The sequence below is a fragment of the Gymnodinialimonas phycosphaerae genome, from assembly GCF_019195455.1.
Classification (GTDB): Bacteria; Pseudomonadota; Alphaproteobacteria; order Rhodobacterales; family Rhodobacteraceae; genus Gymnodinialimonas; species Gymnodinialimonas phycosphaerae.
On sequence record NZ_JAIMBW010000001.1, the window covers coordinates 3052960 to 3076800 of the forward strand.

Consider the following 23841-nt stretch of genomic DNA (forward strand, 5'->3'; position numbering starts at 1 on the left):
CGAGGCGCGGTTATCGCGCCCCGGTGGCCGGCTGGTTTACCGGAACAGCGAAAGAATGTTCTGCGGTGCCTGGTTGGCGATGGACAGGGACTGGGTGGCCAGCTGCTGTTGCACCTGCAAGGCCTGCAAACGCGCAGACGTCTCTTCCAGATCCGCATCCACCAGCGTACCGATCCCGGACTTCAGCGAATCCATCAGCTTTCCCACGAAATCGGACTGCGTTTCGATCCGGCCCTCTGCCGTACCGAAAGACGCCGCTGCGTCGATGGAATTCTGGATCAGACCCTCGATGTTGTCGAGCGCCGAGTCCGCACCGGTGTTGGTCTCCACATCGATGTTATCGAGCCCGAACAATCCGCCCGACGCTTCACCACCGGTGGACGCCGCAAGCGCGATCGTCGTGGTCGATGCGTTGTCGTAATCGATCGCCAAGGAATAGGCACCGGTGGTATCGTCCTGCTGAACCTTGGTCGTCACGCCATCGGGCGGGTTCGAATCGATGGCCGTTTTCAGGCCACGGGCGACATCCTCCATCGTCTCACCAGCACCGGCGATATAACGGAACGCGGCACCGGCAACCGTCACCTCGAACCCATCGCCCTCGGCCACGTTGGCTGCAGCACTGAAGTCAATCGCCTCAGCCCGCTGTGCGATTGTGCCGCTGGTCTGGGTCAGACCGGTATCTCCGTTCAACTCTTCAATGTTCGCACCGGCCGTTCCGCTTGTATCGGCCAGGGTTTCACTGACCTCGACATCCACATCCGAGAAGGCATTGGTGTTGGAAATCACCAACTCACCCGGGTTTGCCCCGGCCGCTGCCGTGATGCCTTTGATATCCCGAGAGTTGATCTCACCCTGGATCAGCGTTGCCACACCGGTGGCATCCTCTGTTCCGTCCAGTGTCACGGTGAACGACGATCCCCCAACGGTCACGCTGAAGGTGTCATCGGCGGCAAATCCAGTCGTGGTGCCTTCCGTGATCTGGATCTGCGCGCTCAGACCCGCCTGCGCGCCACTGGTGGCGGAGGCTGCACCATTGAGTGAGCCCAGCGCCGTCAGGTCGCCACCCGTCACGGCATCCGGTCCGTAGGTGCCCTTGCCCGTGCCTAGATCCTGCCGTGCGATTGTGATGTTGGCAGCCGACACATCGCCGGAACCGGAACGGTCCAGCGAGGACAGGATGTTGACGTCTTCCGTGCCGGACACAAGGTTCAAACCATTGAACTGCGCCGCACCGACAACCGATTTGATCTGGTCGGTCAACGCTTCGATGTCCGTCTGGATCTTCGCGCGGTCCACATTCTCTTCCTGGGCGGCGACGATCTTTCCTTTGATATCGGTCAGAAGGTCAGTCACCGTCTCGGATGCGTTACGCGCAACAGCAACGGTGGATTCACCAAGGCTGAGCGATTCCTGAATGCCCTTGAAACCCTTCACGTCCGATTCCATGACCTTCGAGATCGCCCAGACGGCAGAGTTGTCCTTGGCCGAAGCAATCGACTTGCCTGTCGAGATTTCGGATTGGGTTTGTTGAAGGTTGGAGTTGACCGACTTAAGGGTCTGAAGCGCGACCATCGCGCTGTTATTCGTCAGAATGCTGGACATAACGTCCCTTTCCACTGGTTTGCTAGCGTGTGCTTTCCACGCTGTTCAAGGTCCGGCGACCGGTTCTGGGGCGCCGATTAAACGTCTTTCTGACGGTTGCAGCCCGATGTGTTGGGGCCACGCCATCCCTTTGGATGCGAATTTCTGTTTGAGGGGAAAGCCTAAACAAGTCGCTAAGGGCAGCTCCGTAAATACGGAGGATTTGAACCGACTTCGGGATAAATGGGATTGGGAAAGGCGGGGTACGGCATATGCGTAGGCCCGCCGAACGGCAGGCCTGGCACCCCGACACAGGGCCACGTCACCTTGGAGTTGGCGCAATCCTCTAGCGGCGTGCGAAGGTGCGGCCCGTCGCTGGGGCGCCCGTTTTGCTTTGGCCGTCGGCGCCGTACGTCGTTAACTCGGGCGAGCGCGACGCGGTCAGACGCGCCCGCGCCGAGGACACGCCGGCTTGCGCCGCCTTCAGCAGGCGCGCATTGCGCGCGGCGGCGCGCTTTATCTGTTCCATGGTGTCTCTTGCGCCGCGTTCCTGGCCCAACCGGGTGAAGGCCCGCTCCAATTCAGGCGCCATGCGTCCCAAAACGTCCAGATCACCCCGCAGAAGGGCGTTGTGTTGCGCCTCCAGCAACTCAGTCACGTATTTGGATGCCGGTTTTCGCAAACCCATCATTGGCCCGCCTCCGCCCGTCGCACGAGAGAGTCGAAGATCGACTCGGCGAGGCCGATGCCACCGATCGCCGAAAGCGCGCGGGAATGTTCATCACGCAACATGGAGCTGAATTGTTCCTCCCCTATGCCGCCGCCGAAGCTTTCGTGATCGCGCGCCTCGCCAAAACCTGCATGTTTCAACATCTCCGCCAGAAACGCGGCTTCCAAGTCCTCAGCTACCTCGCGCATCTGCGCGTGGCGGTCGTGGGAGGGCAGCGGACCATCGGGCCGGAGCGTTGCAGATAGAATCGGTGTCGTCATCAAAGTCTCTCGCATTCGAGGGATTTCTTCGACCTTCGCAGACGCGTGTAAACAAATCGTAAGGAGATTGGAGGTTACAGAGGGGACATTGATAACAAAATCGGACAGCCAGAATGGATGATCTGTTACACAGCCTCGCTTCTATCGGGCAAGGCACACGCTCACAGGGTCGCCCCGACGGCGCTTCAACGGCCCTTCAGGGCGCGGCCTTTGGGGCCACGTTCGATGAAATGGGCGCTGGTGACAGGGCGGAGGGTGCCGCCAACACCGACTCGGACGGGGCCGCTTCCACCGCAATGCCCGGTGAGGATGCCACGCGCCTCCCCGTGCCTGAGGCGCCCCCGACAAGCCCCATCAATGAGGTCGACGTCGACGCCCCGCTTGCGGTTCTTCCCGGTGCAGGCGGCGCGCAAAGGCCAGAGCCTCCTACGCCCACCCACATCGCGATCAATGCCCAATTTGCCGATGTACGGCCCGGTGCACGGGTACCCGCACAGGGGCGCCCCTCGCCAGAGGTCGGGCCCCCCACATCGCCAATCGGCACGCAGGACCCGGATCAACCGGGGCCCACACCGCCGCGTCCGGGAAGCTATGCGCGTCCTGTTCAAATCGGGGGCACCGCTTCTATCATGTCGAACCCAACGCCCGTTTCGGTCGGCAATATGCTTGGCGCAGGGGGGGCCATTTCAGGGCAGGCGCAACCCGCATCCAGTGCAGCACTCGGCACCTCCGGGGAAGAGGTACCGTTGCCTCAAACCCTTCCTGGTCGTAGTGGCGCGGCTGTGCCCCGCGCGGATCAGTCCGGGCCACTTACGATCCCTCCGAGTGACCGCGCTGGCCTTCCAAAGGACCGCACAGGCGTGCTCTCTCAGCCCCTGACGATCCCGCCTTCGGATCCGCGGGGACCTCAGGTTCAGCCGCAGACAAGTCCCGTCGCGCCAAAGGATCCCGCTGGCGTGGACTTGTTGCCGCAAACGATTCCGCCAAGCCCTCGGACCAGCCAGCCGGATCAGCCCCTTACCCTTCCAACGGCGACGGCCTCGGGGCGATCAGACGCAGGTGGACCCATGCCACTGCAGTCGACCGCTTCACCCGCGAACCCGCCGGGGGCCCGTGGCCAAACCCTTTTGGACGCGCATCCGAAGGCGGGTGCGGAGCAATCGGACGTACCGCCCTTCCGCCCCCAAACCCAAGTGCCGGATATGCGCGCGCCGGGCACCGCGATGACGCCCCAATCACCGGAGCCCGCCCCATCGCCCCGCCACACAAGGGATGCCGCGCAAGACGCGCCTTCCCCCCGTGAAGGACAGCCGGTCCGAATCGGCGGTTGGACGATCGCCCCGGCCAGCCAACCCGCGCCTGTGATCGCGGCGCCGCCCCCCACCACCGCGCCACCGCTGGCCACCACCATCACCAACGGCCTGGACGCCATCAACGACACATTGCCGGACCTCGACTTCGCGCTGCAAACCCCGTCATCCGTTCTATCGACGACAGCCTTGACCCCCTCGACCTCAGTGCTGAGCCATGCACCCTCGGCAACCGCTCAAACGATTGCACAGCAGATCGCGGCGGCCCTCACCAACCGGGCTTCCGATAATACAGACGCGCCATTGGAACTGGCGCTCGACCCGCCCGAACTTGGGCGCGTGCGTATGCAGATCACGGACGTCGCGGGTGCCATGACGTTGGTGATCCAGGCCGAACGGCCAGAAACGGCTGACCTGATGCGGCGCCATCTGGAGTTGTTGGCCCAGGAATTCGCGCAGGCCGGGCTGGACGCCCCGTCCGTCCAGATCCGCCAAGAGGGTGATAACCACAACAGCGGCACAGCCCACCGCGACGCCCACGACGGGCCATCCAATCGGGTCGTCGACCCCGACATCGAGGGCACGCACCCTCTGCCGCAACGCACCGCCGCTGGCGGCCTCGACCTCAGATTATAGGAGCGACCCCATGGAAATCCTTTCCGCCCTTCAGACCAATACCAGCACGGCCACCGCCGCACAGGACAACACGACCGCCGCCTCGATCACGACGGATTTCGACATGTTTCTGCGGCTTCTCACCACGCAAATGCAGAACCAAGACCCCCTCAACCCCGCCGATTCCACCGAATACACGGCGCAGCTAGCGACGTTTTCAGCGGTGGAGCAGCAGGTGGAGACCAACGATCTGTTGCGGGGCCTGCAAGCCAGTTTCGCGTCCATGAACATGGGGCAACTGTCGGGCTGGATCGGGATGGAGGCGCGGGCCGAGATGCCGGTGAACTTCACCGGGCAAGCCACGACAGTGCAAATCGCCCCAAACACCCTTGCGGACCGGGTGGAACTGGTCGTGCGCAACCGCGCCGGAGATGTCGTGGCCTCCACCCCCGCCGTGCTTGGGGATGAGCCGTTCTCCTGGGATGGCACCGGCGATGACGGCTACCCCTTGCCCCATGACACCTACACGCTATCCGCCCAAAGCTGGCGCGGTGAAGATGTGCTGGAAGAACGTGCCGCCTTCGTGTTCGGCGAGATATCCGAGGCGCAGACCCTCTCGGGAGAGGTCTTTGTCACCATGGAAAATGGCGTGACCGTGCCCGCGGATGCCGTGCAAGGCCTGCGGCGGGCGTCGTAGCGCGGCCTAGAACAGCGCCCAGATCAGCGCTGCCCCAAGACCGACGGCCAGACCGCCGAAGCCAATCGCCAGCCGTTCCGGCCAACGGCTGGGGGGGATCGGTTTCACCGGATGGGCCTGTGCGATCAGCGCGGCCTCGGCCAGTTGCGGCAAGCGCGGCCCGAAGCGCGACAGCACAGAGGCTGTGCGGAACAGATCACGCGCGATGGCTTTGGGGCCGATGGCATTGGCGATATACGTCTCAACCTCGGGTTGGGCGACGGCCCAGATGTTCAGATCGGGATCAAGGGACCGGCCCACGCCCTCCACCACAACCATGGTGCGTTGCAGAAGAATCAGCTCAGTCCGGGTTTCCATCCCAAAGCGTTCAGTCACTTCGAACAGATAGGCCAGCAACCGCCCCATCGATATCTTCGAGGCTTCCATACCGAAGATCGGCTCACCCACGCTGCGCAATGCTTGCGCAAATTCCCCCACGTCGCGGTCAGCGGGCACATAGCCCGCTTCGAAATGCACCTCCGCCACCCGGCGATAATCCTTGCGGATGAAGCCCATCAGGATCTCGGCATAGACGCGGCGGGTGTATTCATCGATCCGCCCCATGATCCCGAAATCGAGCGCTACCACGTCGCCGTTCGGCGCCACCTTCAGGTTGCCCTGATGCATATCAGCGTGGAAATACCCGTCGCGCAGGGCGTGGCGCAGGAACATCTGCAGCACGGTCGCGCCCAGCTTGGCCCGGTTGTGACCGGCGGCGTCGATCGCGGCCAGATCGGACAGCGGCAGACCTTCGGCCCAGCCCAGGACCATCATCCGGCGCGTCGACATGTTCCATTCGACCGCTGGCACCACGAAGCACGCGTCATCGGCGGTATTTGCCGCGAACTCTCCGGCGGCAGAGGCTTCGATCCGCAGGTCCAGCTCTTGCATCACGACGCCTTCGAAGTGGTCGATCACATCGCGCGGGCGCAAGCGCCGCGATGAAGGCGACAGCGTCTCGACCAGGGTCGCGATCAGGTGAAAGGCGTCAACGTCCTTCTTGAACGCCCGCTCGATCCCCGGACGCAGAAGCTTGACGGCGACGTCGCGCCCCGAGCCCGCCAAAGTCGCGCGGTGAACCTGCGCGATGGAGGCGGCGGCGATGGGGTCGGAAAACGCGCTGAACGTCTCTTCCAGCGGACCGCCAAGTTCCTCTGCCACCACCCGGCGCGCCTCGGCCACCGGGAACGGCGGCAACTTGTCCTGCAAGACCTGCAATTCCAGCGCCATATCGGGGCCGACGACGTCTGGACGGGTGGAGAGGATTTGCCCGAACTTGATGTAGGCGGGTCCAAGGGCCGTCAGTGCACGGGGCACGGGCGGCACGTTTGGGTCGCCCTTCAGGCCCAACCACTTGAACGGCCAGCCCAAGACGCGCGCCGCCAGACGGATCGGCGCGGGCGCGTCCAATGCCTCCAGCACCGCGCCCATCGCGCCGGTTCTCTCGAAGGTCGCGCCGGTGCGCACCAGCCGCCAGATGTTGTGGGGACCGCGCACCTACAGTTTCCAGCCCGAATGCAGCGCCGCAATGCCCATCGACAGGTTGCGGTATTTCACCTGTTCGAACTCGGCGTCGCGGATCATGCCCGCGAAGGTGTCTTGGTCGGGGAATTTGCGGATCGATTCGACGAGGTACTGGTAGCTGTCCCGATCGCCTGCGATCAGCTGGCCCATGCGGGGGATCACGTTGAAGGAATAGAGGTCGTAAAGCTTCTGCATCCCATCGTTGGGCAGTTGGCTGAACTCCAGCACCATCAGCCGCCCGCCGGGGCGCAGCACGCGGTAGGCCTCGGACAGGGCCTCGTTGATGCGGGTCACGTTCCGGATGCCGAAGCTGATGGTGTAGACGTCAAAGCTGTTGTCCGCGAACGGCAGTGCCATAGCGTCGCCGCAGACCCAATCCAGCTTGTCTGCCATCGCCTCGGCCTCGGCGCGTTTCTCGCCTTCATCCAGCATCGATTGCGTCATGTCGAACACGGTCGCATGGGCGCCGGGCGCGCGCTTGAGGAACCGGAAAGAGATATCGCCAGTGCCCCCCGCCACATCCAGCAGCTTCTGGCCATCGCGGGGCGCCAGCCAATCCATCATCGCGTCTTTCCAGACCCGGTGGATGCCGACGCTCATCACGTCGTTCATCACATCGTACTTGGAGGCGACATTGGTGAAGACCCCATGAACCATCCCGGCCTTCTGATCTTCGGCCACGTCCTGAAATCCGAAGTGAGTCGTCGCCCCTGACTGCGCGCCAGAATTTGTTGTACGATCATCAGCCATGGGACTTGTCCTTTATCCGTCTCGCCCCCTCTTATAGGGCGGAGCCAAGGGGCCGCAACGGACCCGTGACGAATAGGAAAGCCCGATTTGCCCGAACTTCCAGAGGTAGAGACAGTGCGTCGCGGCCTTGCCCCGGTGTTGGAGGGCGCGCGCATCGCCAAGGCGTCCGTGAACCGGCCCGACCTGCGCTGGCCGTTCCCCAGGAATATGGCCGCGCGCCTGACGGGCGCGACGGTCACCGCGCTGCGGCGGCGGTCGAAATACATCCTCGCCGATCTTGATACCGGCGAGACGCTTTTAATCCATTTGGGCATGTCGGGACGGATGCAGATTTCCGGCGATGTCGTGGGCAGTTTCCATCATCACCACCCCGCCGCGCAAAAGCACGACCATGTCGTGCTGGACACCGACGCGGGCGCCCGCATCACCTTCAATGACGCGCGCCGCTTCGGCGCGATGGACCTGATGGACACTGCCACGCAGGATCAGCATTGGTTGATCCGTGACCTCGGGCCCGAACCGCTTGGCAACGAATTCAACGAGGCGCATTTGATCGCGGCGTTCAAAGGCAAACGCAGCCCGGTGAAAACGGCGCTGCTGGATCAGCGCATCGTGTCGGGCCTTGGCAATATATATGTGTGCGAGGCGTTGTGGCGCGCCGGGATCAGCCCGCTGCGCCACGCGGGCCGCATCGCCGCCCCCCGAGTCGCGTCTCTGGTGCCCATCATCCGGGATGTCCTAGGGGAAGCCATCGCAGCCGGAGGCTCTTCCCTGCGCGACCATCGGCAAGCAACCGGAGAACTGGGATATTTTCAACACACCTTTCGGGTGTATGGGCAGGAAGGTAAGGCCTGCCAAACCCCAGACTGCGCAGCAAAAATCAAACGCAAGGTGCAATCTGGTCGCTCCAGCTTCTACTGCCCGGTATGTCAAAGTTAGTTGAAACCCTCTCCAGCGGTGCTAACCCTCATGGCTTGAGTTAACAGCGAACGAGCGCTTTCCATGGCCTACGAGACCCTGATCGTCGACATTGAAGATCATATCTGCCTCATCAAACTGAACCGCCCCGACGCGCTGAACGCGCTGAATGCGCAATTGCTAGAGGAACTGGGCAAGGCGCTGAAAGCCGCCGAAACCAACGACAAGGTGCGCTGCATCGTGTTGACCGGCTCGGACAAGGCCTTTGCGGCAGGTGCCGACGTGACCGAGATGGCCGAAAAAAGTTTCGCCGATGTCGTGTCCGAGGACATGTTCGCCAAGGATGAACGCACCATCACCGCCGTGCGCAAGCCGATCATCGCCGCCGTTGCGGGCTATGCGTTGGGTGGGGGCTGTGAACTGGCCATGATCTGCGATTTCATCATCGCCGCGGACAACGCCAAGTTCGGCCAGCCCGAAATCAACCTGGGCGTCATTGCCGGGATGGGTGGCACCCAGCGCCTGACCAAGCTGGTGGGCAAATCCAAGGCCATGGACATGCACCTGACGGGCCGCTTCATGACCGCCGAAGAGGCCGAGCGTTCGGGCCTCGTGTCACGTGTCGTGCCGGCGAAAAAGCTGATGGAAGAAGCCATGGGCGCCGCCGCCAAGATCGCCGAGAAATCGGCGATTGCCACGATGGCCGCCAAGGAGGCCGTGAACCGGGCCGAGCAAACGCATCTGTCCGAAGGCCTGCTGTTCGAGCGGCGCGTTTTCCATTCCCTTTTCGCGACCGAGGATCAGTCCGAAGGCATGACAGCCTTCGTCGAGAAGCGCGAGCCGCAATTCAGGGACAAATAGGCTTCCCTTTCCGGGATGTTTTGCCTAAACGACCCGCAGACATGCGTGTGAGGCCCGCTTTGGCCAGATTCGTTCGGTACTGAACCCGGACAGACGGGACCCCCGCACGCTCAGATATTGAACATGCCCGAAGATGGGCCCCGGAAAGGATCGACACCATGGCCAATTCGCCTCAAGCCAAGAAACGCGCCCGTCAGAACGAGCGTCGCTTCGCCATCAACAAGGCCCGCCGCTCGCGCATCCGCACGCACCTGCGCTTCGTCGAAGAGGCTATCGCCTCCGGCGATCAGGCTGCCGCAACGGAAGCCCTGAAGAAGGCCCAGCCCGAGCTGATGCGAGGCGTCACCAAGGGCGTTATGCACAAGAACACGGCGTCGCGGAAAATGTCGCGTCTGGCCGCCCGTGTGAAGGCGCTTGGCGCCTAACCGCCACACCATGGTCGCACAATGACCCTTGCATAGAAGGCGCTCCGTCATTGGGGCGCCTTTTTTCTTTGTTAAAAAGTTAACGGTCTCAAGGCCATAATTGCGGCCATGAGATTCGATTTCAAGAAGGTTGGGAGTCAAGCGCGAAGACCTGTTGCGACACGAATGCGACTCCCGATAACTTGCACTTGCGAGTCAGAGCGCCTGGGGGGCGATTTGGGAACACCGCGTTTCGATGTGACAGACGATCCGGCCGGATGGGGACACTATCCCGGTCGTGTTGGCAGCAATGTCAAAATCTGTTGGATCGACGATGTGAGGGATGAACTGCGGGCCAATGGCTCTGCGTTCGGTCCTTTAAGGTGTACCATATTGCCGACGTGATCGAACATCGCGGACCATCCGAAGGCACCGTTGGCAAACCAACGGGCATCAGGGCGGTCCGAGGGTCCGACCGGCCTAGTCCGGGCATCTTTTGGCGCGCATGGCAGATTCTGGTGAGAAGCCGGTGGTAAAAAACACGCCGGGTAAAAAAGGACGGGACGAAGGCATGACGAATGAGACTTGGGACGAGGTGCGCCAGGAGCTGTTGAAAGCTGTCGGTAAGAACAACTTCTCCGCATGGATTGAACCGATCGCATTTGATCGTGTCGATGAACGCACCGCCCACTTTCATGTGCCCACGAATTTCATCGGGTCCTGGGTCACCAACAACTTCGGCGATCTGATTCTGCGTCAACTGTCGGCGCACGGCGCCGGGGCGGATCGGGTGAAGTTCACCGTCGCGCCCCGTGGCAACGTTGCTGACGTACCGGCCAATACCATGGCCCCTGCGGCATCCACCCCGCAAGCCGCCACACCCCAGCCCGCCGCCGCGTCCGCGCCTGCGCCCGTCCAACAGCCCGCGCCGGTTGCCGCGCCGCAACCCCAGCACCCCCGTGAGCTTCCGGGTGCCAAGCTGAACCCGAATTTCACCTTCGCCAATTTCGTCGTCGGCAAACCGAACGAGCTGGCCCATGCCGCCGCCCGTCGCGTCGCCGAGACACTGGACGTCACTTTCAACCCGCTGTTCCTTTACGGCGGCGTTGGCCTCGGCAAGACTCACCTGATGCACGCGATCGCGTGGGACCTTCAGGATCGTTTCCCCGACGCCAAGATCCTGTACCTCTCGGCCGAGCAGTTCATGCACCGTTTCGTGCGAGCGCTTCGCGAACAGGACACCTTCAATTTCAAGGAAACCTTCCGTTCGGTCGATATCCTGATGGTCGATGACGTCCAGTTCATCGCCGGAAAGACCTCGACCCAGCAGGAATTCTTCCACACATTCAACGCGCTGGTGGAGATGGGCAAACAGATCGTCATTTCCGGCGATCGCGCGCCCGTCGATATGGAAGAACTCGACAATCGCATCGCGTCTCGCCTGCAATGCGGCCTTGTCGTCGACATCCACCCCACCGATTACGAGCTGCGCCTTGGCGTGCTTCAGCACAAGGCCGAGATTCTGGGCGCCAAATATCCGCACATCAAGTTTGCGGACGGCGTGCTTGAATACCTGGCCCAAAAGATTTCGACAAACGTCCGCGTGCTCGAAGGCGCGCTAACGCGGCTGTTCGCCTTCGCCGATCTGGTGCGCCGTGAGGTGACCGTGGATCTGGCCAAGGAATGCCTGACCGACGTTCTTCGCGCGACCGACAAGAAGGTCACGATGGACGAGATCCTCAAGAAGACCTGCGAATACTACAAGATTCGCCAAGTCGACATGATCAGCCAGAACCGCCAACGGGTGATTGCCAGGCCGCGCCAAATGGCGATGTACCTTTGCAAAAGACTGACGACACGCTCCTTGCCTGAAATCGGCAAGAAGTTCGGCGGCCGCGACCACACCACGATCCTTTACGGCGTGCGCAAGATCGAGGAATTGATGCAGGCTGACAGCCAAATCGCCGAGGACGCAGAGCTTCTGCGCCGCATGCTGGAAGCCTAGGCTTCCAGATTCCGTCGCGCGCATGCCACTTGACGCTGGCACGCGCGCGCGCAGTATCTTATTCAACTTGTGAATAACTGGGGTCCGAGTAGTCTCGTGGCCCCAAACTTTGTCGGAGCGATAGCCATGAAACTCTCCATCGAACGCGCCACGCTGTTGCGCGCTGTCTCTCAGGCGCAATCCGTGGTGGAGCGTCGCAACACGATCCCGATCCTCGCCAACGTGCTGATCGAGGCCGAGGGCGATACGGTCAGCTTCCGCGCCACGGACCTGGATATCGAGGTCGTCGACAAGGCCCCGGCCCAGGTTGAACGCGCGGGCGCGACCACCGTGTCGGCGGTGACGCTGCATGAGATTGTGCGCAAGTTGCCCGACGGCGCGCTGGTGTCGCTGACCGAAGATAGCACCGCCGCGCGGCTGACGATCGAGGCGGGACGCTCATCCTTCCAACTTGCGACGCTGCCCCGGGAAGATTTCCCGGTGATGGCCTCCACCGATTACGCCGCGAACTTCAGCGCCAAAGCGCCAGAGTTGCGGCGGCTGTTCGACAAGTCCAAATTCGCAATCTCGACGGAAGAGACGCGCTACTACCTGAACGGCGTCTATTTCCACATCGCAGAGGGCGACAACGGCAAGGTTCTTCGGGCCGTTGCCACGGACGGCCACCGCCTGGCGCGCATCGACAGCGCCCTGCCCGATGGGGCCCAGGACATGCCCGGCGTGATCGTGCCCCGCAAGACCGTGGGTGAGTTGCGCAAGCTGCTGGATGATGACGACGCCCAGATCGCGGTGTCGGTGTCCGAGACGAAGATCCGCTTCGCCACGCCCGAGATCACGCTGACCTCGAAGGTCATCGACGGCACCTTCCCCGACTACACGCGTGTGATCCCCTCCGGAAACACCCGGCGCATGGAAGTGGACGCGGGCGATTTCGCCAAGGCCGTGGACCTGGTGGCCACCGTCAGCTCGGAGCGCTCGCGCGCCGTGAAGATGTCGCTGGATGAGGACCGCTTGGTGCTGTCGGTAAACGCGCCGGATTCGGGCAACGCAGAGGCCGAACTGGTCGTGGCCTATGCCGACGAAAAGCTGGAAATTGGCTTCAACGCCAAATACTTGCTGGAGATTGCCAGCCAGGTGGACCGCGAAAACGCGGTGTTCATGTTCTCCAGCCCTGCCGAGCCGACGCTGATGCGCGAAGGCAATGACGACAGTGCGATTTACGTCGTCATGCCGATGAGGGTCTGACCGGGCCGCGTGTGGCCGAGGTCGGGATTGAGTTGTATTTGGCAAGATGAACGAGGGGAGCGGGATGGGCAAAGTGTTCGTCTCGCGACTGACGTTGTCGCATTTCCGGTCGCACCGCCGCGCCGCTTTGGCTTTGGACGGGCGGCCTGTTGCGTTGTTCGGGCCCAATGGCGCGGGCAAAACCAACCTGATGGAAGCTGTGTCGTTGCTATCGCCCGGGCGCGGGTTGCGCCGGGCGCAGGCCGAAGAGATCATTCGGCGGCCCGAGGCGATTGGCTGGAAAGTCTCGGCCGAGGTCGCAGGCCCCGGTGTGGGGCACGACATCGTTCTGACGGCAGAGCCCGGACAGGCGCGGGCCACGCAAGTGGATGGGAAGACCGCGCCGCAGGTGGCACTGGCAAAGCTGTTGCGCATTGTGTGGCTGGTGCCGTCGCAGGACAGGCTCTGGAGTGAGGGGGCCGAGGGGCGGCGGCGGTTTCTAGACCGCATCACGCTGAGCTTTCTGCCCGACCACGCCGAGGCCGTGTTGAGCTATGAGAAGGCGATGCGCGAGCGCAACCGCCTGCTGCGCGATGATGCCCGTGACCCCGCGTGGTATCGCGCATTGGAGGCGCAGATGGCCGAGGCCGCCGCGCGCATCGTGGCGAGGCGTGCCGACGCGCTTGGCCGGATCAGCGCCGCGCAGGACGGCGCCGCGACGGCGTTTCCGGTGGCTGATCTGGGGATCGACGGGGATGAGGCCGTGACTGCTGACGATTTTGCCCAAGCCTTCGCCGACAGCCGCCCCCGCGACCTTGCCGCCGGGCGCACGCTGGTGGGGCCACATCGCGCTGATATGACCGCGATCTACCGCGACAAAGGTGTCCCCGCGAAGCAATGCTCGACCGGAGAGCAGAAGGCGCTGTTGATCTCCTTGATCCTGTCCAACGCGCGCGCGCTCAAGGCCGAGACCGGCAACGCGCCCTTGGTGTTGTTGGATGAAGTGGCCGCGCATCTGGATGCCGGCAGACGCGCCGCGCTGTTCGACGAGATTTGCGCGTTGGAGGCGCAGGCGTGGATGACGGGCACGGGGCCAGAATTGTTCGAGGAGTTGGGTGAAAGGGCACAACATTTCCACGTCACGGAAGATGGCGGCGAAAGTGCCCTGACATGACCGGGCAAGTCCTGCTGCTGCGGGGGATCGATGTCGGGGGGCATGGCAAGTTGCCCATGGCGGCGCTGCGCGGGCTTCTCGATGATCTCGGCGCGGGCGGCGCGCAAACCCATCTGCAATCGGGCAATGCGGTTTGCCCGCAGCCTGTCGACGCCGCCACATTGGCCGACCAGATCGACGCGGCCCACGGCTTTCGACCCACGATCATGGCGATCGATGATTGGCCCGCCCGCGCCGCGACGCCCCCTTTGCCGACCGACGTGCCCAAAGCCTTGCACGGGTTCTTCCATGGCGGCCCCCCCCTCGACACGGCACCAATGCTGGCGCACCTCTCTTCCTCCGAGCGGGTCCATGCCGCCCAAGGTGTTTTGTGGCTGCACACGCCCGAGGGCCTCGGGCGTTCCAGGATCGCGACCCGGCTGGAGCGTTTGGCAGGCCATCCGGTGACGGCGCGGAACTGGAATACCGTGGCTGCAATCTCTGGGATGGTTGCCGCCCTCCAAACCCCCTAAATCTTGTGTTCGTCCCGTGACATTGCCTGCCCAAATGCGTATATGTTGGGCAACAGAACGGGACAAAAACCACATGAGCGACACACCCGCCAACGGCGAAGACTATGGCGCCGATTCTATCAAGGTTCTCAAGGGCTTGGAGGCCGTGCGCAAGCGCCCCGGCATGTACATCGGCGATACCGATGACGGCAGCGGCTTGCACCACATGGTCTACGAGGTCGTGGACAACGGCATTGACGAGGCTTTGGCCGGCCACGCGGACGCCGTGACGGTCACGATCCACGCCGATTCAAGCGTGTCCGTGTCCGACAACGGGCGCGGCATTCCCGTGGGCATCCACGAGGAAGAGGGCGTGTCGGCAGCCGAGGTCATCATGACCCAGCTTCATGCTGGCGGAAAATTCGACAGCAACTCCTACAAGGTTTCGGGCGGTCTGCACGGGGTGGGCGTTTCCGTTGTCAACGCCCTGTCCGATTGGCTGGAGCTGCGGATCTGGCGCGATGGCAAGGAACATGTCGCGCGCTTCGAAGGCGGCTTCACCGTGAAATCGCTGGAGGTCGTGGGCGAGTGCGGCGACCGCACCGGCACCGAGGTTCGCTTCATGGCGTCCACGGAAACCTTCTCCAACCTCGATTACGTGTTCACTACGCTGGAAAACCGGCTGCGCGAACTGGCGTTCCTGAACTCGGGCGTGCGTATCATCCTGCGCGATGAACGCCCCGCCGATGCGCTGGAATCCGACCTGTTCTATGAAGGCGGCGTGAAGGAATTCGTTCGCTACCTCGACCGCTCCAAATCCTCGGCGCTGGATGAGCCGATCTTCATTTCCGGCGAAAAGGACGACATCGGCATCGAGGTCGCGATGTGGTGGAACGACAGCTACCATGAAAACGTGCTGCCCTTCACCAACAACATCCCCCAGCGGGATGGCGGCACCCACCTGGCGGGCTTCCGGGGTGCGTTGACGCGGACCATCAACCTCTATGCGCAATCCAGCGGGATCGCGAAGAAAGAGAAGATCAGCTTCACCGGCGATGATGCGCGCGAAGGCCTGACCTGTGTGCTGTCGGTTAAGGTGCCGGACCCGAAGTTCAGCTCTCAGACGAAGGACAAGCTGGTGTCCTCCGAGGTGCGCCCCGCCGTGGAAGGCCTGGTGAACGAGAAGCTGCAGGAATGGTTCGAAGAACACCCGCAAGAGGCCCGCGTGATCGTTTCCAAGATCGTGGAAGCCGCTTTGGCCCGCGAGGCCGCGCGCAAGGCGCGGGAGTTGACGCGGCGCAAGACTGCGATGGATATCGCCTCGCTGCCCGGCAAGCTGGCCGATTGCCAGGAGAAAGATCCAGCCAAGTCTGAGCTGTTCCTGGTGGAGGGTGACTCTGCCGGGGGTTCCGCCAAGCAGGGCCGGTCGCGCCATAACCAGGCGATCTTGCCCCTGAAAGGCAAGATCCTGAACGTCGAACGTGCCCGGTTTGATCGGATGTTGGGCAGCCAGGAAATCGGCACGCTGATCACCGCGCTTGGCACCGGCATTGGCCGGGATGAGTTCAACATCAACAAGCTGCGTTACCACAAGATCGTGATCATGACGGACGCCGACGTCGACGGCGCGCACATCCGCACGCTGCTGCTGACGTTCTTCTTCCGCCAGATGCCGGAGTTGATCGACGGCGGCTACCTCTACATCGCGCAGCCGCCGCTTTATAAGGTGAGCCGTGGCAAGTCCGAGGTTTACCTGAAGGACGAAGCCGCGTTTGAGGATTACCTTGTCGCCCAGGGCATCGAAGGCGCGTCCCTGCGCCTGCCCACGGGCGAGGAAATCGCAGGCCAGGACCTGGCCCGCGTCGTCACCGGCGCGCGGCAATTCAAGCGCATCCTCGATGCCTTCCCCACCCATTACCCGCGCCGTATCGTCGAACAGGCAGCACTTGCGGGCGCGTTTGACGCCGGCAAAGCCGACGCCGACCTGCAAGGGGTGGCCGACGACGTGGCCAAGCGCCTCGACATGGTTGCCGTGGAATATGAGCGTGGCTGGAACGGCCGTATCACCCAGGATCACGGCATCCGCCTCAGCCGCGTGTTGCGCGGTGTGGAAGAAATCCGCACCCTCGACGGGGCCGTTTTGCGCTCGGGCGAGGCCCGCAAATTGGCCGAGGTGTCGCAAGACAGCCGCACGATCTATCGCGACCCGGCCAATCTGACCCGCAAGGACCGTCAGCAACTGATCCATGGCCCGACAGAGCTTCTCGACGCCATTCTGGAGGAAGGCGCACGCGGCCAGCAGATGCAACGCTACAAGGGTCTGGGGGAAATGAACCCCGATCAGTTGTGGGAAACCACATTGGACCCGGACGCGCGCACGCTGTTGCAGGTGAAGGTCGCCGATCTGGCGGATGCCGATGACATCTTCACCAAGCTGATGGGCGACGTGGTGGAGCCCCGGCGTGAGTTCATCCAGAACAACGCGCTGTCGGTGGAGAACCTGGATTTCTGAAGGGACCAACCGGGGGCCAGCCCCCGGACCCCCGGAGTTTTCGGGCAAGATGAAAGAGAGCCCATGTCCGACGGTTTCGATACCCTCATCACCCGTGCCAACGCGTTCTTCACGGACCTCCGCGCCGACAACACCAAAGCGTTCTACGAGGGCCACAAGGCCCTGTATAATGCCGAGATCAAGAAGCCTGCCGAATTGCTTGCGGACCTCATGGCCGAAGACCTCGCGAAGGCCACCGGCAAAGCGCACAAGCCCAAGGTCTTCCGCATCCACCGTGATGTGCGGTTCTCCAAGGACAAGACGCCCTACAACACCCATTTGCATCTGATGTGGCAGCGGCCCTCCCTTGGGCCTGCGTGGTTCTTCGGCGCCTCGCCCGAGTATCTGATCCTTGGGATGGGCATCATGGGGTTGGAAAAAGACAGCCTGACCACGTACCGCAACATGGTCGACCGCGACGGCGACGACCTGACCGATGCAATGGCGGCCTCCGGGGCGCAGCTTTCGGACTGGGGGCCCGCCCCGCTGAAGCGTGTGCCCAAGCCCTTTGACCAGGACCACCCCCACGCGGACCTTTTGAAACGCAAATCCTTTGCCCTAACCGCCGATCTGCCCGAGGGATGGCAGGACAAAGGTCTTCTCAAAACGCTCAACAGGATGATTCCCGCGATTCTTCCGGTGTGGAAAATCCTGGATCACACGTTTCCGGGCTAAGGCCCTTTCCCAAAATGATTCGAAACGCGCCCAATGGGTAAGGGTAGCCTTACCTTAAGCAGAGCTTTCGTCGAATTCCGTCTTGAGCCCCCGTTTCAGGCATTGCGGGGAAACCTTACCTGCCGCGTTGACACCCGATAACACGGGCCTGACAGGGCCATGACAGCACGCTATCGGGCAAATTCCCGACGTGGCGTCACGCATGAATGCCTCCAGTTAAAATATATTTATTTCAGATAGTTATACCAATGACATTCGATAACATGGCCCTGTTATGACCTTTCCTTTCGCGGAAATTGTCTGACAGCGGGTGTTGGGGCCATGTTTGGTTCATCGGCTCACCGGGCATTACCCAAATACGAGCTGCACAACACGAACCTGAAACCACACACCTAAACCAAATCTTTATATTTATAGGAATTCACACCATGAAACTCGCACTCATCAAAACCGCCGCCGTCTCCATCGCTCTGATCGCAACTGTTGGTGCAGCCAGCGCTTGCAACCTCGCCACGGCCACTCAGTTCGGCTGGGACAACTCCGCTGGCGTCCAGCAGTTCGGCAACTGCAACAACACCGCAATCGGTCAGACCGGCTGGAACAACACCGCCGCTGGCATCTCCAACGGTAACTGGAACACGGTTGTGATCGGTCAGGACGGCGCGTTCAACACTGGTGTTGTTGGCCAGAACGGCTCCTTCAACGCTGGCGCCGTCCAGCAGTCCGGCGCCCTGAACTACGGTGAAGTCGTGCAGAACGGCAACTTCCAGACCGGCGCTGTGATCCAGTCCGGCGTGGGCAACACCGGTGCTCTGAACCAGACCGGTACGGGCAACACGGCGCTGATCATCCAGGCCAACTAAGCCCAGACATTCCGGGCCAACCTCTCTGGCCCGGAGACCTCCGGGGGCGGGATTCCCCTTCTCCCCTTCGCCCCGCCCCCGGAGTACCAAGACCCAAGACCCTTTTTTTCAAGACCCGATTTCAGAATTTCACTTCGACCCCCATTTTCACAAAGGACAGGCCAATGACCAAGTTCATCAAATCCCCCACGGCCCTCAGCATCGCCGCCGTCGCTACGGCCGTCCTGGGCTGCACCGCGATCTCTGCCGAAACTGCAGACGTCACCCGCGAAGCCCACGCCCAAACCGCTGCGCCGATTTCCTGCAACCTCGCCATCGGCACCGCCAATGGTCTCTTGCAGATCGAGCCGGTGATCCAAGCCACCACCGCAGTTTCCGGCATCTACCAGCTGCGCGTCGAGGGCCCCGGCACTCGCATGAACCAGGGCGGTCCCTTTTCGGTCCGCGCCGGTCAGACGCTGGAGCTTGGTCGCATGATGACCAGCGGTTCCGCGTCCAGCCTCGATGCCGAGATGACGCTTACCATCGACGGGCAAACCTACCGCTGCCCCACAACACTTTAAGACTCTTCCAAGACCAAGACCTTTTTCAAGATTCCTTTTATCCGACCCTTTTTCACAACCCCTTTCATCCAAGGAACACTGCCATGTTTAAGAAAACCTTTACCGCCGCCGCCCTCGTACTCGCCACCGCCGCAACCGCCGTTCCGGTTGCCGCCCAACAGATCAGCTTCGGCATCACCGCCGGCAACCAGCAAGAGCGTGACGCCATCGCCGGCGCGCTTGTCCTCTACCAAATCGCCAACGGTGGTGACCCGGTCGAGGTCCTGACCCAGGTGTCGCAGGGCGGTTCCGTCGGCGTCATCCACCAAGAGGGCAACGGCCACAACGGCTCGCTCGCCCAGGGTGGCGGCGGCAACGCCGGGGGTGTTTTCCAGTTCGGTGAAAACACCGACGCCCACCTCGCCCAGAACGGCAACCAGGGCGACTTGGTCTTCGTATTTGGTTGGTAAGCCGAGGAGCCTTCGCATTCGGCTGGTAAGCCTTCGCGGGAAACCCGCGATCACCAGCCTCCAAGGATCGGCCGGTTCGCTGGCCGAAACCCCGGGCACTCAACCCCTCCCCTAACCCCGTTTCCCCTGACGGGTTGGGTGCCCGGCTCTTCCTCTCACGTCCCCCACGCACCCTCACTCAGGCGTGTCCCACCTCCCCCGGCTTCCGGTTTTCTTTCAATCGGACGTCGGGGGCTTTTTCGTTTGGCAGGGCGGTGCGGCGCGCGCGGCCTAGCCGCCCAAATGCGCCTCTCCGCGGGCTTTCGCCAAGGCGATCTGCTTTTGCCGCTCGCGGAAACGTTCGCGGTCGGCGTCGGAGTGCACATCGATGCAGCGCGGGCAGGAGACCCCCTCCTCGAAGGCGGGATCCGCCTTCTCCTCGCAGGTGATCGGATGTCGGCAGGCGCGGCACAGCTTGAACGGAAGTTCCTTGAGGTCATGGCCCACGGCGACGCGTTCGTCGAAGACGAAACAGCCGCCCTGCCAAAGGCTGTCTTGCTCGGGCACATCTTCAAGGTATTGCAGGATGCCGCCTTTCAGGTGGAACACGTCCTCCACCCCCTGCGCTTTCAGGTAGGCGGTGGACTTCTCACACCGGATGCCGCCGGTGCAGAACATCGCGATGCGCTTGTTGTGGAAGCGGTCGCGGTTGGCCTCCCACCAGGCGGGGAAATCGCGGAACGTCTCGGTGCCTGGATCAATCGCGCCCTCGAAGGTGCCGATTTCCACTTCATAGGCGTTGCGGGTGTCGATGACGGCCACATCGGGCGCCTGGATCAGCGCGTTCCAGTCGGCGGGCGTCACATGGGTCCCGACCGAGGCCGGGTTCAGCCCCGGCGCGCCCATGGACACGATCTCTTTCTTCAGCCGTACCTTGAGCCGCCCGAACGGCGGTTCACTCGCCGTCGACAGCTTCCATTCCAGACCGGCAAATCCGGGCAGGCCCCGGATATGCGCCAGCACGGCACGGATCCCCGCTTGCGACCCTGCAATCGTGCCGTTGATCCCTTCCGGCGCAATCAAGAGCGAGCCTTTGACCCCCAAGCCACAGGCCAGCGCCGCCAAGGGTTTCTGCACGGCGGCGGGATCAGGCACGGGGGCGAAATGATAAAGCGCGGCGACGGTATACATGGGCGAGCCCTTAGACCGATGGACAGCAGCGCTCAAGCCTTTCGCGCCGCAACAGGCTCCCTCCCTGCGCCAAACTTGACAGGATGGTCCAAATCCAAACATCCTACGTGCACATTTTTTAGGCATCTTGGCACTTTTTTGAGGTTTCTCATGAACCGCGCCCTTCAGCACGTGACCGCAGCCGTGTTCTGTTTTCTGTCGCACGTCGGGTTGGCGTCAGCCACGACCCTTGAACTTGCAACCAACAGCTGGGATTTCCAAACCACCGGCATCAGCTACACCATGGGGAACAACTCCGTCACGACACGCGCGTTCAGTTTCGTGTCGGATTACATCGGCACCTTGTCCCAGGTGAACGTTCCGTTTCTCGTCAACGTAGCCGGAGAGGTGCGCGGCTCGCTTCACACCTATGTCGACGACACCGCACCAGGCCCACAGATCATCAGCGATACACAAACCTTGACCGCCACCACGCCACCCAATGGCGTATCGATCCTGAGCTTTTTCTACGGCGATACCTTCCTTGTCACCCAAGGCGAAACCTACGTGTTCCTCATCGAGGCATTTGACGATGGCGGCGAATACCAGTGGTTGCGCAGCGGCAATGACTTCGGGGGCGAAAACTGGGGCCGGTTCGGAAGCGGCAACTGGTTCGATGCCGGGGCAGGCTTTCCAGCGGCACAGATCTTCCTAACCGTGCCGGATGTCACAACACCCGCGACCGTCCCCCTTCCCGCGGGCGGGCTTCTTCTTCTGGGCGGGGTCCTGATGTTGCGGCGCCGGGTACGGGGCTGATCAGGCTTTCGCCACGGCGTCAGGTGCCCATCCAGCCCGTCACCAAAGCCTCCAACGCGGTCCAGTCAGTATATTCCCTGTCAGCGTTCAGATCGGCCTCCGGGTCTTTCTTCGCCTCGATCCGGCGCATGATGAAGCGGGTGAAGATGTCGTATTCCGATGGCTTGTATGCCCCCGCGATCTGGGCCACTTGCCCCGTTTCCCAACCTGTCACCTCCCTCAGATCCTCGATGATCCGGTCAATGGCGCGCCAATCCTCTGCGTCATGGCCCGCCGCCGCCAAAGAGACCGAGGCAAACAGCACCGGATGATGGTCAAGCCACCGCTGATGATCCGTCATGAACTGGACCAGCGACGGCTTGTAGTGGCCCACGTGGATCGAGCCTACGATAACGGCGCGGTCAAACCGATCCAGCGCCAGATCATCGCTGTCGTCCAGCGACAAAAGCTCCACCCCGTGGCCCTTTGCCACCAGGCCATCGGTGATCCACCGGGCAATCTTGCTCGATTGGCCCTGTGTCGATGCATAGCCTACGAAAACCTTCATCTGATCCCCCTTCCAGCGGTGTTGTGCGTTCATGCGACCGTGGGTTTCTACCATTTCCGCCGCACGCCGCGTTGATCCTCGTCAACGCCCGGCCACGGCCCGACAAAAGCGCAGGCGGGTTTTCAATCCCGGCGGGTCTGCGTAACCTGTCACCGCTTAGCCAAGGGAACCGCACCATGACCCACGCCCTCCTCGTCATCGACGTCCAGAATGATTTCTGCCCCGGCGGCGCCTTGGCCGTGACCGACGGGGACGCGATTGTCCCCGGTATCAACGCGCTGATGGCGGACTTTCCCGCCGTGATCCTGACGCAGGATTGGCACCCGGCGGGCCATTCCTCTTTCGCGTCCAGCCATCCCGGCAGATCCGGCATGGACCTCATCGATATGCCTTACGGGCCGCAGGTCCTGTGGCCCGATCATTGCATCCAGGGCAGCTTGGGGGGGCAGTTTCACCCCAACCTCACAATCGACCGTGCGGACCTGATCATTCGCAAGGGCTTCAACCCCGCCATCGACAGCTACTCTGCGTTTTTCGAGAATGACCATAAGACCCCCACGGGGTTGGAGGGATATCTGCGCACACGCGGCATCACCGATCTGACGCTTGTGGGCCTCGCCACGGATTTCTGCGTGAATTACTCTGCCGTGGACGCGGCCAAGCTGGGGTTTGCCGTGACCGTCCGCGAAGACCTCTGCCGGGCGATTGATTTCGACGGCTCGCTCGCGGCGGCGCGCCAAGGCATGCGGGACGCAGGCGTCACGCTGACCTAAACCCCCAGCAATGCCTTCAACGCGGTCCGGTTCCGGCTGACATCTGCAAGCGTGTAGCCGTCCAGCGTGGCGTAGAACGCGGCCATCGCCTCGGCCAACGGCTGCTTCACGCCGCACATCGGCAACAGGCGGCAACTGCACGGACCTTGCCCAAAGCACTCCACCAGTTTGGTATCCTCTGACAGGCACCGCACGGCGGCGCCAAGGCGGATCTCGGCGGCATCGCGGGCCAATCTCAATCCGCCTGCCCGGCCTCTCTCAGAGACCAGAAACCCACCCTTCACCAGACGTGAACATACCTTCGCCAGATGGTGTTCCGACAAGTCGAATGTTGCGGCGATCTGCGTGACCGGCACCTTGTTCGGCGCGCTGGCGCTCAGATGGATCAGCACCCGCAACCCGTAGTCTGTGAACTTTCCCAACTGCATGGGCTATATTTAGCATTTACAATGCGCCTTAAGCAATGGCATATAATACGCATCCAAAATACTTATTAAGGAATCAATCGATGTCGATAGTTGATATCATGCTCTGGCCCGGCACGGCGATCTGCCGGATGTTCGGCGTCGATTCTGAAAAGGACATGGGGCTGATCCGGTCCATGTTTAACATGCTCGTCTATCTCACCGTGATGCTTGTCGTGCTCTGGATGTTCATGTGACCACTGCCCTGCCCCGAATTGATGTGACGGACGCTCAGATCAGGGCGGTGGCCGATCAATTCTACGTCCGCGTGCGGGCCGATCCCGACCTGTCGCCGATCTTCCATGACACCATCGGCCATGATGCTGCGGTCTGAGACTCCCATATCGCGAAAATCACCCGCTTCTGGCGCAACGCCCTGCTGCGTGAGCCGGTCTATTCCGGCAA

Annotated in this window: 26 protein-coding genes; 18 read left to right on the top strand and 8 right to left on the bottom strand. The window is 62.2% G+C overall.

Going from position 1 to position 23841, the window contains the following annotated elements; genetic code table 11:
- Window positions 1-36: 36 nt before the first annotated feature.
- From KUL25_RS15150 to KUL25_RS15160, 3 genes are all read right to left on the bottom strand, one after another.
- The gene (locus KUL25_RS15150; protein ID WP_257893693.1) at window positions 37-1605 is read right to left on the bottom strand and encodes a flagellin N-terminal helical domain-containing protein; all 1569 of its coding nucleotides are present in this window, start codon (window positions 1603-1605) and stop codon (window positions 37-39) included.
- A gap of 325 nt (window positions 1606-1930) precedes the next feature.
- Window positions 1931-2275: a hypothetical protein gene (locus tag KUL25_RS15155; protein ID WP_257893694.1), complete on the bottom strand. Its 345-nt coding sequence runs from the start codon at window positions 2273-2275 to the stop codon at window positions 1931-1933.
- Entirely contained in the window at window positions 2272-2574 is a 303-nt protein-coding gene (locus KUL25_RS15160; RefSeq protein ID WP_068364880.1) for a rod-binding protein, read from the bottom strand. The genes KUL25_RS15155 and KUL25_RS15160 overlap by 4 nt, the downstream gene beginning before the upstream one ends.
- A gap of 1067 nt (window positions 2575-3641) precedes the next feature.
- Here KUL25_RS15160 and KUL25_RS15165 point away from each other — a divergent pair.
- Together KUL25_RS15165 and KUL25_RS15170 are read left to right on the top strand one after the other, a co-directional pair.
- Window positions 3642-4520, top strand: a complete 879-nt coding sequence (locus tag KUL25_RS15165; RefSeq protein WP_257893695.1) for a flagellar hook-length control protein FliK — start codon at window positions 3642-3644, stop codon at window positions 4518-4520.
- A gap of 10 nt (window positions 4521-4530) precedes the next feature.
- Window positions 4531-5196 (top strand): flagellar hook capping FlgD N-terminal domain-containing protein, encoded by a 666-nt coding sequence (locus KUL25_RS15170; protein WP_257893696.1) that lies wholly within the window; start codon window positions 4531-4533, stop codon window positions 5194-5196.
- A 6-nt stretch (window positions 5197-5202) separates the two neighbouring features.
- On the opposite strand, the gene ubiB is transcribed toward KUL25_RS15170, so the two are convergent.
- Together ubiB and ubiE are read right to left on the bottom strand one after the other, a co-directional pair.
- Entirely contained in the window at window positions 5203-6732 is a 1530-nt protein-coding gene (ubiB, locus tag KUL25_RS15175) for a 2-polyprenylphenol 6-hydroxylase (protein WP_257893697.1), read from the bottom strand.
- Window positions 6733-7509 (bottom strand): bifunctional demethylmenaquinone methyltransferase/2-methoxy-6-polyprenyl-1,4-benzoquinol methylase UbiE, encoded by a 777-nt coding sequence (ubiE, locus tag KUL25_RS15180; protein ID WP_257893698.1) that lies wholly within the window; start codon window positions 7507-7509, stop codon window positions 6733-6735.
- A gap of 87 nt (window positions 7510-7596) precedes the next feature.
- Between ubiE and mutM the strand changes: the two genes are divergently transcribed.
- The 12 genes from mutM (at window position 7597) to KUL25_RS15240 (ending at window position 19687) form a co-directional block, all read left to right on the top strand.
- The gene (mutM, locus tag KUL25_RS15185) at window positions 7597-8448 is read left to right on the top strand and encodes a bifunctional DNA-formamidopyrimidine glycosylase/DNA-(apurinic or apyrimidinic site) lyase (protein WP_257893699.1); all 852 of its coding nucleotides are present in this window, start codon (window positions 7597-7599) and stop codon (window positions 8446-8448) included.
- 63 nt (window positions 8449-8511) lie between these two features.
- A complete protein-coding gene (locus KUL25_RS15190; RefSeq protein ID WP_068364585.1) occupies window positions 8512-9288 on the top strand; it encodes an enoyl-CoA hydratase in 777 nt (258 codons plus the stop codon).
- Window positions 9289-9446: 158 nt separating this feature from the next.
- Entirely contained in the window at window positions 9447-9713 is a 267-nt protein-coding gene (rpsT, locus tag KUL25_RS15195; RefSeq protein WP_068364586.1) for a 30S ribosomal protein S20, read from the top strand.
- A 550-nt stretch (window positions 9714-10263) separates the two neighbouring features.
- Entirely contained in the window at window positions 10264-11697 is a 1434-nt protein-coding gene (dnaA, locus tag KUL25_RS15200) for a chromosomal replication initiator protein DnaA (protein ID WP_257893700.1), read from the top strand.
- Between the two features lie 126 nt (window positions 11698-11823).
- Entirely contained in the window at window positions 11824-12942 is a 1119-nt protein-coding gene (dnaN, locus tag KUL25_RS15205; protein WP_068364590.1) for a DNA polymerase III subunit beta, read from the top strand.
- A 64-nt stretch (window positions 12943-13006) separates the two neighbouring features.
- Window positions 13007-14095 (top strand): DNA replication/repair protein RecF, encoded by a 1089-nt coding sequence (recF, locus tag KUL25_RS15210; RefSeq protein ID WP_257893701.1) that lies wholly within the window; start codon window positions 13007-13009, stop codon window positions 14093-14095.
- Window positions 14092-14607, top strand: a complete 516-nt coding sequence (locus KUL25_RS15215) for a DUF1697 domain-containing protein (protein ID WP_257893702.1) — start codon at window positions 14092-14094, stop codon at window positions 14605-14607. Before recF ends, KUL25_RS15215 begins: the two co-directional genes overlap by 4 nt.
- 73 nt (window positions 14608-14680) lie before the next feature.
- Complete coding sequence (gene gyrB, locus KUL25_RS15220) at window positions 14681-17098, top strand: DNA topoisomerase (ATP-hydrolyzing) subunit B (RefSeq protein WP_257893703.1); 2418 nt, start codon at window positions 14681-14683, stop codon at window positions 17096-17098.
- A gap of 63 nt (window positions 17099-17161) precedes the next feature.
- Window positions 17162-17812, top strand: a complete 651-nt coding sequence (locus KUL25_RS15225) for a DUF2461 domain-containing protein (RefSeq protein ID WP_257893704.1) — start codon at window positions 17162-17164, stop codon at window positions 17810-17812.
- Window positions 17813-18240: 428 nt separating this feature from the next.
- Entirely contained in the window at window positions 18241-18675 is a 435-nt protein-coding gene (locus KUL25_RS15230; protein WP_257893705.1) for a hypothetical protein, read from the top strand.
- A 164-nt stretch (window positions 18676-18839) separates the two neighbouring features.
- Window positions 18840-19238: a curli-like amyloid fiber formation chaperone CsgH gene (gene csgH, locus KUL25_RS15235; RefSeq protein ID WP_257893706.1), complete on the top strand. Its 399-nt coding sequence runs from the start codon at window positions 18840-18842 to the stop codon at window positions 19236-19238.
- Window positions 19239-19321: 83 nt separating this feature from the next.
- Window positions 19322-19687, top strand: coding sequence for a hypothetical protein (locus KUL25_RS15240; protein WP_257893707.1), 366 nt, complete (start codon window positions 19322-19324; stop codon window positions 19685-19687).
- A 270-nt stretch (window positions 19688-19957) separates the two neighbouring features.
- Here KUL25_RS15240 and trhO read toward each other — a convergent pair whose 3' ends face one another.
- Complete coding sequence (trhO, locus tag KUL25_RS15245) at window positions 19958-20857, bottom strand: oxygen-dependent tRNA uridine(34) hydroxylase TrhO (RefSeq protein WP_257893708.1); 900 nt, start codon at window positions 20855-20857, stop codon at window positions 19958-19960.
- 150 nt (window positions 20858-21007) lie between these two features.
- Between trhO and KUL25_RS15250 the strand changes: the two genes are divergently transcribed.
- Window positions 21008-21652 (top strand): hypothetical protein, encoded by a 645-nt coding sequence (locus KUL25_RS15250; protein WP_257893709.1) that lies wholly within the window; start codon window positions 21008-21010, stop codon window positions 21650-21652.
- 19 nt (window positions 21653-21671) lie between these two features.
- Here KUL25_RS15250 and KUL25_RS15255 read toward each other — a convergent pair whose 3' ends face one another.
- Complete coding sequence (locus KUL25_RS15255; RefSeq protein WP_257893710.1) at window positions 21672-22199, bottom strand: flavodoxin domain-containing protein; 528 nt, start codon at window positions 22197-22199, stop codon at window positions 21672-21674.
- Window positions 22200-22375: 176 nt separating this feature from the next.
- Between KUL25_RS15255 and pncA the strand changes: the two genes are divergently transcribed.
- Window positions 22376-22972: a bifunctional nicotinamidase/pyrazinamidase gene (gene pncA / locus KUL25_RS15260; RefSeq protein WP_257893711.1), complete on the top strand. Its 597-nt coding sequence runs from the start codon at window positions 22376-22378 to the stop codon at window positions 22970-22972.
- Here the strand turns inward: pncA and KUL25_RS15265 are convergent.
- On the bottom strand, window positions 22969-23400 hold the full coding sequence (locus tag KUL25_RS15265) for an RrF2 family transcriptional regulator (protein ID WP_068364619.1): 432 nt from the start codon (window positions 23398-23400) through the stop codon (window positions 22969-22971). The genes pncA and KUL25_RS15265 overlap by 4 nt on opposite strands.
- 80 nt (window positions 23401-23480) lie before the next feature.
- On the opposite strand from KUL25_RS15265, the gene KUL25_RS15270 reads away from it, so the two are divergent.
- A complete protein-coding gene (locus tag KUL25_RS15270; RefSeq protein WP_257893712.1) occupies window positions 23481-23633 on the top strand; it encodes a hypothetical protein in 153 nt (50 codons plus the stop codon).
- The gene (locus tag KUL25_RS15275; protein ID WP_257893713.1) at window positions 23630-23770 is read left to right on the top strand and encodes a globin family protein; all 141 of its coding nucleotides are present in this window, start codon (window positions 23630-23632) and stop codon (window positions 23768-23770) included. Before KUL25_RS15270 ends, KUL25_RS15275 begins: the two co-directional genes overlap by 4 nt.
- The last annotated feature ends 71 nt before the right edge of the window (window positions 23771-23841 follow it).